This window comes from Arthrobacter livingstonensis (genome assembly GCF_003219815.1).
Taxonomy (GTDB): Bacteria; Actinomycetota; Actinomycetes; order Actinomycetales; family Micrococcaceae; genus Specibacter; species Specibacter livingstonensis.
In genome coordinates this window covers 1-9,212 of record NZ_QJVD01000058.1, presented here as the reverse complement: position 1 = coordinate 9,212, position 9,212 = coordinate 1, and the positions used below count along the sequence as shown (strand labels likewise).

Annotated in this window: 11 protein-coding genes and 1 pseudogene; 5 read left to right on the top strand and 7 right to left on the bottom strand. The window is 65.3% G+C overall.

Features of this window, described 5'->3' with window-relative positions; translation table 11 throughout:
• Nucleotides 1–581: 581 nt before the first annotated feature.
• The 3 genes from CVV68_RS22330 to CVV68_RS22320 form a co-directional block, all read right to left on the bottom strand.
• Nucleotides 582–1,277, bottom strand: coding sequence for a hypothetical protein (locus CVV68_RS22330; RefSeq protein WP_110503182.1), 696 nt, complete (start codon nucleotides 1,275–1,277; stop codon nucleotides 582–584).
• On the bottom strand, nucleotides 1,274–2,008 hold the full coding sequence (locus tag CVV68_RS22325) for a hypothetical protein (protein WP_110503181.1): 735 nt from the start codon (nucleotides 2,006–2,008) through the stop codon (nucleotides 1,274–1,276). Before CVV68_RS22325 ends, CVV68_RS22330 begins: the two co-directional genes overlap by 4 nt.
• Nucleotides 2,009–2,075: 67 nt before the next feature.
• Nucleotides 2,076–2,474, bottom strand: a complete 399-nt coding sequence (locus tag CVV68_RS22320; RefSeq protein ID WP_110503180.1) for a hypothetical protein — start codon at nucleotides 2,472–2,474, stop codon at nucleotides 2,076–2,078.
• 301 nt (nucleotides 2,475–2,775) lie between these two features.
• Between CVV68_RS22320 and CVV68_RS22315 the strand changes: the two genes are divergently transcribed.
• The 3 genes from CVV68_RS22315 to CVV68_RS22305 are packed head-to-tail and all read left to right on the top strand — an operon-like array spanning nucleotide 2,776 to nucleotide 5,245.
• Entirely contained in the window at nucleotides 2,776–3,075 is a 300-nt protein-coding gene (locus tag CVV68_RS22315; RefSeq protein ID WP_110503179.1) for a DUF4193 domain-containing protein, read from the top strand.
• 7 nt (nucleotides 3,076–3,082) lie between these two features.
• Complete coding sequence (locus CVV68_RS22310; RefSeq protein WP_110503178.1) at nucleotides 3,083–4,843, top strand: AMP-binding protein; 1,761 nt, start codon at nucleotides 3,083–3,085, stop codon at nucleotides 4,841–4,843.
• 15 nt (nucleotides 4,844–4,858) lie between these two features.
• A complete protein-coding gene (locus CVV68_RS22305; RefSeq protein WP_110503177.1) occupies nucleotides 4,859–5,245 on the top strand; it encodes a YrdB family protein in 387 nt (128 codons plus the stop codon).
• Nucleotides 5,246–5,278: 33 nt separating this feature from the next.
• Here the strand turns inward: CVV68_RS22305 and CVV68_RS22300 are convergent, their stop codons facing one another.
• The 4 genes from CVV68_RS22300 to CVV68_RS22285 form a co-directional block, all read right to left on the bottom strand.
• On the bottom strand, nucleotides 5,279–6,052 hold the full coding sequence (locus CVV68_RS22300; protein ID WP_110503176.1) for a metal-dependent transcriptional regulator: 774 nt from the start codon (nucleotides 6,050–6,052) through the stop codon (nucleotides 5,279–5,281).
• A gap of 16 nt (nucleotides 6,053–6,068) precedes the next feature.
• Nucleotides 6,069–7,322, bottom strand: coding sequence for an Nramp family divalent metal transporter (locus CVV68_RS22295; protein WP_110503183.1), 1,254 nt, complete (start codon nucleotides 7,320–7,322; stop codon nucleotides 6,069–6,071).
• Nucleotides 7,323–7,352: 30 nt separating this feature from the next.
• Nucleotides 7,353–8,174 carry a class I SAM-dependent methyltransferase gene (locus tag CVV68_RS22290; RefSeq protein ID WP_110503175.1) on the bottom strand — a complete coding sequence of 274 codons (822 nt, stop codon included), beginning with the start codon at nucleotides 8,172–8,174 and terminating at the stop codon, nucleotides 7,353–7,355.
• A 267-nt stretch (nucleotides 8,175–8,441) separates the two neighbouring features.
• Complete coding sequence (locus tag CVV68_RS22285; protein WP_110503174.1) at nucleotides 8,442–8,849, bottom strand: VOC family protein; 408 nt, start codon at nucleotides 8,847–8,849, stop codon at nucleotides 8,442–8,444.
• A gap of 4 nt (nucleotides 8,850–8,853) precedes the next feature.
• On the opposite strand from CVV68_RS22285, the gene CVV68_RS23695 reads away from it, so the two are divergent.
• Together CVV68_RS23695 and CVV68_RS24495 are read left to right on the top strand one after the other, a co-directional pair.
• On the top strand, nucleotides 8,854–9,012 hold the full coding sequence (locus CVV68_RS23695; RefSeq protein ID WP_170133321.1) for a hypothetical protein: 159 nt from the start codon (nucleotides 8,854–8,856) through the stop codon (nucleotides 9,010–9,012).
• 45 nt (nucleotides 9,013–9,057) lie between these two features.
• Nucleotides 9,058–9,212, top strand: a pseudogene (locus CVV68_RS24495) (acyl-CoA thioesterase); the annotation flags it as partial.

Here is a 9,212-nt window from a genome sequence, read left to right as displayed (position 1 = left end):
GGAACTCGACGGGCCAATACCCACGGAAAACAAATCAAAAACACCAACAGACATCGCAAAAACACCTTTCTCGCGGCGCGGGGTGTGTGCCCGGGGCGCCCGCGGCGGTGGTATTCCGGACGGTGCGTTTCCCACTGACAGCCTAACGGGGCCGGCTTGACATAACCGTCAGCGGAAGGGCCTGTGCCCCCGTGATTTCAAGGAAGGGAAGAAGTCATGGGGCTCAAATGAGCGTGTACACGGAGTTCCCTGATGGCCAGCGGCCGGCCGGCAGTTGCGCCCGGCCAGATACGGGCCGGCCAGTGGTGACCGGTTGGGCCCGGACCGCAGGGTCCGGCTAGATGCGCCGGGAGGGCTGGGCCCGGCTACGTGCGCCTGGCCTCGTGCGCCCGGCCCGCTGATCCGGTGCGCAGCCTACGCACCGCTGATTTGTCCATACGGAGGACTTAAACGAATAAGTGGTGGCCGGAACGAAGCCCCGCCACCACTCACCCCCAAAGAAGTTGTGTGGACCCCACCCCTGGTGGCGTTCACACAATCATTAGTATTACACAAGCTAATGGAAAAGTGTACATCGGGAATTATTGTTTCTGGGGCCCCCGCAAATATGACACCCAGACGAGTGCCAGTCCGGTGGCCACGAACAGGATCGAGCCGAAGGAAAGCAGGCCCATGATGCTGGACAGGCGCCAGGGAGTTGCCTGTGCCACGAGAGCCAGACAGATCCCGGCGAAACCCAGGCACATGGAAAGGGCTGCGGCACGGTCCAGAGCCGGGAGCCGCGAAAACGCAGCCTGCCCGGTGGGCGCTATCAGGCAGGCTGCGGCGAAACCGGCGTATAAGCGTCCAATCACCGTGTACGCGATTACCGAGGGCTGGTCACCAAAGCCGGCAAGGCCGGGGCTGGAACCACTGAGGTCGGATAGGAGGTAGGTAATGAGGATTCCGGCCGAGCACGCGATGAGGACGGCCAGGCCAAGCGGCCCTCGGATAAAGGCCCGTGCCTTGGGGGCATTGTAGGCAGCAGCAATCTTGGCGGCGAGCAGGAACACGGCGGTGAAAAGGCCCAGCCGCAACACGACATTGGCAAAGTTCACCCCGCCCAGCAGCACGTCAACAGGCAGGTAGATCGCAGGAATGCTCAGCGCCACGCACATCGAGATGAGGAAGAACGCCCAGAACACCCCACGGTTGCGGCCCCTAAATAAGGCCGGCAGCCGCCACAGGGTGCATCCAAGGCACATCACCAGCGCCGCCCACTGCAGTACAGCTGTCATCCGAGGTTCTCCCATATTGTCTCTGCGGCGGCAGCGTCCTGTTCCACCCGCCGCAAGGTGCGGCTGAGGGCTTCCAATCGCTCGGCGGCCAAGGAGACCAGCGCGCTGTTGGACGTCTTGCGCAATGCCGCAGTGCGGGACGCGGGTGCCCAGCCGGCCTCCGTCGGTGTGAGGAATCCGGTGGCAACGAGCCCGTTGGTCAGTCCGACGCCGGCCAGTTGGGCTGACCGGATGGCCAGTTCGGGGGTGAGCCGGTTGGCAGTGATTTGGGCGGACAGGTTCTGCGGGGCAATCCCCGCATCCCGGGCCACCTGCTTCCGCAGATCTGAAGGGTCGACGGCGTCCAGCCAGGTTCGCACGGATGCCCGGTGCGGCATGGGGGAGAGTTCGGCCAAGGCTGGTTCGGTGCCGTTGTCCGCCGCGCTGCTCCGGTTCAGTATTCCCTGAAGGAGGTCCATGTCGGAGATTTGGCTGAGCAGTTCCGCATCCGTGGGCTGCACGATGCCGGCGGCCAGGCCGCGGTACTGGTCGAAGGTGGAGATTGATTCAACCACCGGCAGCTGGAGGGAGCGGCTGACTGCCGCCACCGTGGCCATGGTGACCCGTCCGCGCACCAGCTGCTGGGCCAGGGTGGATCGCTTGATGCCGGCGGCGCGGCATACCGCGGCATGGCTGGTGGATCCTGCCACGTCGTCGAGCCAATGTAAAAAGACTTTCGCCGGGACGGTCACGGCTGAGCCCTCCTTGCTTTTGCCTTGGACGAATAAAGTGCAAATTGCGCAGCTGCCGTGCGTGCAGCTACTCAGGGTCCTGAGTGTCGGTGATGCCAAGGAAACGGCTGCCCACTCCGTCGAACTCGCTGCGCCGCCAGCCCGCGGAGGGTGCAGGGAGCTCGTTCCTGCTGTGGAAGTCGCACATGACAAAGGTGAATTCCGGCCACCACTTTTTCGGCCTGGCCAGCTCGTGGAAATCGCACACATAACAGCGCAGCTCCACCCAGACCGGCCGCTTCCCCGTGGAATTGGCGCGTGACTGCATCAGCCAGGCTGGCGGGTTGGCATCAAGTTCGGCCACATCAGAGGCTGGCATCCGGGACGGGATGCCGTTCCGCGCGGCCATTTCCGGAGGGATGTTTAGCGCCTGTGCCACTTGCCGGCGGTTCAGTGAGCGGTTTGCAGAAGGAGGGTTGTTTGCCATGTTCCTTCAAGGATATGGCGTATCCACGGCGGGCGGCGAGTCGGACGCGGGGCCGGGCGCCCGCCGTCGCGCCTTTCCCTGCGCATTGGTGTGGTTTATGACGTGAGAAGAGCCACAATGGGGGCCCTTTTGGGGGTGAATTCCACCGGAAATGCCATATCCACAGGGAAATCTGGCCACCATACCCTATGCTGTGGGAAAACATTGGGAATTTAAGGGCGCTATTCCGGCTTTGAGGAGCTAGAATGAGCCGCTGAATTACCCCGCCTTAACCACGAGCACCCAGGAGTTTGAAAACCGCATGGCAACGGATTACGACGCACCCCGCAACAAGGACGAAGACCACGAGACAGAGTCGCTGCAGGCTCTTCAGGTGCAGCGTGGCGGTGCCCAGACGGCGCACATCGACGTCGAGGACTCGGACACGGCTGAAGGCACGGACCTGCCCGGCGCCGACCTCTCCAACGAAGAACTCATTATCCAGGTCATCCCAGCCCAGGAGGACGAATTCACTTGTGCCTCCTGCTTCCTGGTCCGCCACCGCAGCCAGGTGGCCCGCGAAAAGAATGGCCTGCTGTACTGCAAGGACTGCGAAGGCTAAATCCCCAATGACCCTCACCGCACGCGAACGTGTCCAGGAATTGCTGGACACCTTTGCCGTGCCCGGGGCCAACGCCGCGGAACTGTTCTGCGACAGGCACCCGGCGGATAACACCGCTTTTACCGTGGTGCAGTCCGACTTGAGCTGCAAGGACGTGACGTATGGCGAACTGCGCGGGAAGTCCGCGCGGTTCGCCGCCGCCTTATCCACCCTTGGCGTGCGCCGCGGAGACCACGTGGCCACGTTGATGGGCAAGTCAGCCGAACTGGTGGTGGCGCTGCTGGGCATTTGGCGGCTCGGCGCCGTCGACGTGCCGCTGTTCACCGCGTTCGCGCACGACGCCATAGCCTTCCGCGTGCAGGCCACCGGAACGCGGCTGGTCATCTGCGACGCCGACCAGCGCCGCAAGTTGTTCCCGCCCGGCGGGGTTCCCAATGACGCCTCGCCCCTGGTGGTGGTGGCCCGCGGGGAGGCCTTCGGCTACGACATCTCCTTTGCCGAGATGGTGGCCGGAACAGGTTCCTTTGACGGGCTGGAAGCGGAAGCCGCTGCGGTTGGCGGCCCGGGTTCCCCCGGCGCCCGCGACGCCGGACCCGTCGCCTCCGGTACTCCGGTGGCCGTCGGCGGGGACGGAATCCTGGTGCAGCTGTTTACTTCCGGAACGACAGGCACGCCCAAGGGCGTGCCGATCCCGTTGCGCAGCGTGGCCTCCTTTGCGGGCTATCAGGAATTTGGGCTTGACGTCCGCCCCGGGGACGTGTTCTGGAACATGGCCGATCCCGGCTGGGCCTACGGCCTTTACTTTGCACTGCTGGCACCCTTGGCTACCGGAACCCGCTCACTGCTGTTGTCGGCGGGTTTCAGCCCGCAACTCACATGGGCCGTCATGGAGAAGTTCCAGGTCACGAATTTTGCTGCCGCACCCACCGTATACCGGGCGCTGCGGGCCGGTTCCGCCGCGGGGCAGCAGCATGCCCTGCGCCGTGCCTCCAGCGCCGGCGAGCCCCTGACCCCGGACGTGATCGACTGGGGCCGCGAGGTCTTCGGGGTCGACGTCCGGGACCACTATGGCCAGACGGAGCACGGCATGGTGGCCGGCAATGCATGGCACGGGGACTTGCTTTTACCCCTGCGGCCCGGCTCCATGGGCGTAGCCCTGCCGGGCTGGAGTGTGGACGTCCTCTCCGATTCCGCCGACTCGCCCGCAGAGGACGGCGAACCCGGCCGCGTGGCCATCAACATTGCTGCCAGCCCGTTCTTTTGGTTTACGTCCTACGTGGACGCGCCGGAGAAATCCGCTGAGCGCTTTGCCGCGGACGGCGCCTGGTACCTGACCGGCGACGCCGGGAGCCGGGATGCTGACGGCTACATCTATTTTTCCTCCCGCGACGACGACGTCATCATCATGGCCGGTTACCGAATAGGGCCGTTCGAGGTGGAATCGGTGCTGGTGACCCACGCCGCCGTGGCCGAAGCAGCCGTCATCGGCGTGCCCGACGAGATCCGGGGCGAAGTGCTGGAGGCCTATGTGGTGCTTAACGACGGTCATGAGCCCTCAGAAGCGCTGGTAACGGAGCTGGCGCTTCTGGTGAAGGCCAAGTTTGCGGCGCACGCTTATCCGCGCCGCGTGCACTTTCAAGCTGAGCTGCCCAAGACTGCCAGCGGCAAGGTGCAGCGGTTTATCCTGCGCCATGACCGTACAGCCAAGAAGCAGGCAGGCACGGTTGATGACGGCACGGCGTCGGCCGGCACGGCAAAGAACGACTGAGCGGACAAGGAAGCCATGGGACGTCGCAGGGCGGAAGTCGCCACTACCCGTAATTCGGGAATCACCGCTGTTGCGGAAGGAATGCTGCTTCCAGCCACCGCCTTTGTCCTGGAAGTGGCCATGGTGGCGTCCTTCCTCTACTGGGGCTTCCGGCAGCCCGATCCCTGGAACCTGGTGCTCGGCATTGGCATCCCGGCCGCGGTGGTGGTTTTGTGGGGCATCTTCATGGCCCCGAAAAGTGCGAGGCGCCTGCCTGTGAATGTGGTTTCAATTGCCTCGCTGGTCCTGTTCCTCCTAGCCGGTGACGCCTTGTTTGCTGCCGGCGCCACGGTTCTGGGAATCGCCATGATGGCCGTCACGGTCGTGTGGTTCGCGGCATCATGGGTTCTGCGGCGGCGCTAGACGAGGGAACGCCGGTCCGACGCCTGCGCGGGCCTAGTCACCAGACACGTGGGGGCTCATGAGGGAGCCGCCCGTGAGTTCCTGGACGGTGCAGCCCTCGTGGGAGCCCTCGGTGACGAGCCACAGCGAAACCGTGGCCTCGTCGCCCAATCCCAGGTGGCCGGCGTCGTGCGCAGTTGCGGGGGTGCCGCTGGGGGGGAGCAGGGCAACTTCCAAGGTGCCGCCAAAGGGGCGCTTTCCGACGATCTCAAGTGCGGTGTCGACGCCGATGCCGTGCTGCTCGAGATAGCGAAGGAGCTCGGGGTCGTGGTCGCTGATGCGGCTGATGCGGCCGCGGTGCCCGGCATCGAGCTCGTCGAGGCGGTGTGAGGGCGGCATGGTGATGCGTCCGCGGGCATCTGGGATGGGATCGCCGTGCGGGTCGCGGGTGGGATGGCCCAGCTTGGCGGACATGCGCTCAATGAACGTTTCGGACACCGCATGTTCGAGCTGTTCGGCCTCCTCGTGGACCTCGTCCCAGGTGTAGCTGAGTTCACGGACCAGGTACGTTTCGAGCAGTCGGTGGCGGCGGACCATGGCCAGGGCCAGCTTCAGTCCGGTCCCGGTGAGGCGGATGGGGCTGTAGGGCTGGTGGTCCACGAGGTCCTGGTCCTTGAGCTTGCGGACCATTTCCGAGACGGAGGAGTTGGCCACCCCGAGCCTGGCTGCCAGCTGCGTGGAGGTGATGGGCTTGTCCTGCCACTCCGTAAAGGAGTAGATGACCTTGACATAGTCTTCAATGCTGGAGGACGTGGGGGAAGCTTTCACGTCCCCAGCCTACCGGCTAAGCCTGCCCGGAGAACGTCAGCCACAACAGCACGGCGTTCAGCGCCACGATCAGGACGACGCTGGCCAGGGCGGCCAGCCGCAGCGGCATCCGGTCCCGGTATGCGCCCATGAGGTCCTTGTTGGCGGTCAGCCGCAGCAGCGGGATCAAGGCGAAGGGGATGCCGAAGCTCAGCACTATTTGGCTGACGATCAAGGCCCAGGTCGGGTCAACGCCTGCCGCCAGCAGGATGATGGCGGGTATCAGGCTGACCACACGCCGGGCCAGCAGTGGGATGCGCACATGCAGCAGGCCGTGCATGATGGCGGCACCTGCGTAGGCCCCCACGGAGGTGGAGGCGAGCCCGGAGGCCAGCAGGCCCACGGCAAACACGACGCCGACCACCGGCCCCAGGCTGGCGGCGATGGCCGCGTGCGCGCCCTCGATGGAGTCGGTGCCGGCCATCCCGCTCAGTGTCGACGCTGCCAGCAGCAGCATGCCGATGTTGACGGCCCCGGCAAGGAGCAGTGCCGCCACCACATCCCAGCGGGTGGCCCGGACAATGCGGTTGAGGCCTTCCGGCGTGCGGCGGGCGCCTGGGTGCCGGTCCTTGGCCAGTTGCGAATGCAGGTAGATGGCATGGGGCATCACGGTGGCCCCCAGCATGCCGGCCGCCAGCAAAATGCTGTTCGTCCCCTCAAAGCGCGGCACCATGCCCGCCAGCATGCCGGCCGGGTCAGGCGGGCTGAGCACCAGCCCGGCCAGGAAGCCCACAGTGATGATGAGCAGCAGGAAGATGATGATGGTCTCGAAGTGGCGCTGGCCGCGTCGGCTTTGCACCGTCAGCAGCGCCATGGAGGCGACTCCCACTATGATGCCGCCCACGGGCAGCGGCACATGGAACAGCAGGTTCAAGGCGATGGCGCCGCCCACAACCTCGGCCAGGTCGGTGGCCATGGCCACGAGCTCGGCCTGCGCCCAGTACAGCCGCCGTCCGGTGGTGCCGAACCGTTCACCGAGAAGCTCCGGCAGGGACTTGCCAGTCACCACCCCCAGCTTGGCGGACTGGTACTGCACCAGCATGGCCATGAAGTTCGCGGCCACCAGCACCCACACCAGCAGGTAGCCGTACGTGGCTCCCGAGGTGAGGTTGGCGGCGACGTTGCCGGGGTCGACATAGGCAATGGCCGCCACAAAGGCTGGTCCCAGAAGAAAGAACAGTCCACCACGGCTGCGCCGCGGCGAACCGGTCTTCGTGGTGGCAGTCTCCAGCAATGAACTACCCCTTCGCTTCTCCGAAACCTAAAATTTAGGTATACCGAAATCATAGCTCCTGGGAGGTGTTCCTGTCGAGGAAGCGCATGCCCGCGCGCGCCACGTCTGGCAGAAGTACGGCAGGGCCAGTTCCTCGCCGGGGAGGTGCCCCAGGTGCTCGAAAAGGTACCACCGAAGATTGCCCTGCACCTTGGTGCGCGTTGCGTCGTTGGCCTTGAGGTAGTAGCTGCGCGACTTGACCAGGTCCAGCAGTTCCTCGGGCGTGACGGGCTGCTGCCACCGCGATTCGAGCGAGGCGAGCCCGCGGAATTCGGGGCCCACGTGCGGGCGGAAATCGGGCTTGTGGACGTCCCCGGCGTGCATGATGCGGGCCAGCCGGTGGACCCAGGGAACGCTGACGTCAAGCTGGTTCCAAACCAGCCCCAGGACGCCGCCGGGACGCAGCACACGCGCCATCTCGGTGCTTGCTGCCACGGGATCGCACCAGTGCCATGCCTGCGCGGCCACCGCCAGGTCCACAGAGTTTCCGGCCAGCCCCGCGTTCTCGGCCGTGCCCGGCAGGGTGGTCACGCCCGGAAGATTCCGCTGCAGCTGTCCCAGCATGTCCGCCGAAGGGTCGACGGCGGTGACCCGCCAGCCGCGCGCAGCCAGCAGTTGGGTGTACTTGCCGGTCCCGGCGCCCACGTCCAGGGCGTCGTTGACGGGCCCCGCACCATCCACGAGCCAGTCCAGCGACTCTTGTGGGTAGCCGGGGCGCACCTTGTCATAGTGCTCCCCGCCCTGTTGGAAGGCGGCCGCCATCTCCCTGCGCCGTTCGCTGTCAAAGACCGGTCCGCCCGCGCCTGCCATCCCGCTCCTGAAAAGTTGTGCCGATTCCGCCGGTTCACTCTACCGCGGCGCCGGTCCTGAAATTCCGAAGGGACTGCTCGACCCACGGGCGCGAGTGCTGGCCAGCTGGCTGGCAAGTTCACGCCCGCAGCACGCCGGCCGGCTCGCCTCCCTCCGCAGGGTCATGGTCCCCGTCGGTGGGAGGCGGGACGGGCACGGGCGCCCGCTCCGTACGGGCGACCGTGGACACTCCGTTCGCTGGGTTCCCGGCCCACCGGGTGGCCGAATCTATCGGGCGTAAGCGGCGAATTTCTCGATCGCCGCAGCGGTGACCGGTGTGAAGAGGTTGACCAGATTGCCGTCTGGGTCGCGCAACAGCAGTGACCGGTTGCCCCACGGCATGGTTGTTGGTTCGTTCACGAACGTGGTGGCCCAGCCCCGCAGCTTCTGATATTCGGCGTCGACGTCGTCCACAAGGAATTCAAGGATCGCCGTGTGGTTGTCCGCCGGCCGCGCCGAGCCTGGCCCGAAGAGACCGACGGTGGCGGTACTCCCAATCGCGAGCGTTCCGCAGGTGGTACGGAGCTCGGCGAAGTGCTCATTGAGGTGCACGGCACGTCCGCCGGTGAGCTGTTCGTAGAAGCTGGCCAGGGCGGCTACGTTGTCGGTGATGATGCGGATGGATACGAGGTTCATTGGAGTGCCCTTTCTTGCCGGGGCTGTCCCGGCGCTTCCCATGGTGAAGGACGACGGCGACAACGTCCTGTCGGTGTTTGTGCCGCATGCCCGGGTAATTTTCAACATCGTCAACACGTGTCCGGCGGGGAGTGCATCGATTGTGACGGGTGGAACAGCGTAGACGTCCCCGCATCTGGTGGGACTGTCACTTCAATAAACTATTTTCATGAGTGAGACTGCCGCCAATTCCGTGACCCTTCGTTTCCTTGCGGCCCCCACCGACGTCGGACACAGCGGTTCCGTGGATGCCGGCACGGTGCTGGAGTGGGTGGACAAGGCGGCGTACGCCGCCGCGGTGGGCTGGGCCAAGGCCTATTGCGT

What these genes read in the sequence shown, in the direction of transcription:
- CVV68_RS22285 (WP_110503174.1), bottom strand. Translation starts at nt 8,849, where the DNA reads ATGAACCTCGTATCCATCCGCATCATCACCGACAACGTAGCCGCCCTG.
- CVV68_RS22315 (WP_110503179.1), top strand. Translation starts at nt 2,776, where the DNA reads ATGGCAACGGATTACGACGCACCCCGCAACAAGGACGAAGACCACGAG.
- CVV68_RS22305 (WP_110503177.1), top strand. Translation starts at nt 4,859, where the DNA reads ATGGGACGTCGCAGGGCGGAAGTCGCCACTACCCGTAATTCGGGAATC.
- CVV68_RS22330 (WP_110503182.1), bottom strand. Translation starts at nt 1,277, where the DNA reads ATGACAGCTGTACTGCAGTGGGCGGCGCTGGTGATGTGCCTTGGATGC.
- CVV68_RS22310 (WP_110503178.1), top strand. Translation starts at nt 3,083, where the DNA reads ATGACCCTCACCGCACGCGAACGTGTCCAGGAATTGCTGGACACCTTT.
- CVV68_RS22290 (WP_110503175.1), bottom strand. Translation starts at nt 8,174, where the DNA reads ATGGCAGGCGCGGGCGGACCGGTCTTTGACAGCGAACGGCGCAGGGAG.
- CVV68_RS22320 (WP_110503180.1), bottom strand. Translation starts at nt 2,474, where the DNA reads ATGGCAAACAACCCTCCTTCTGCAAACCGCTCACTGAACCGCCGGCAA.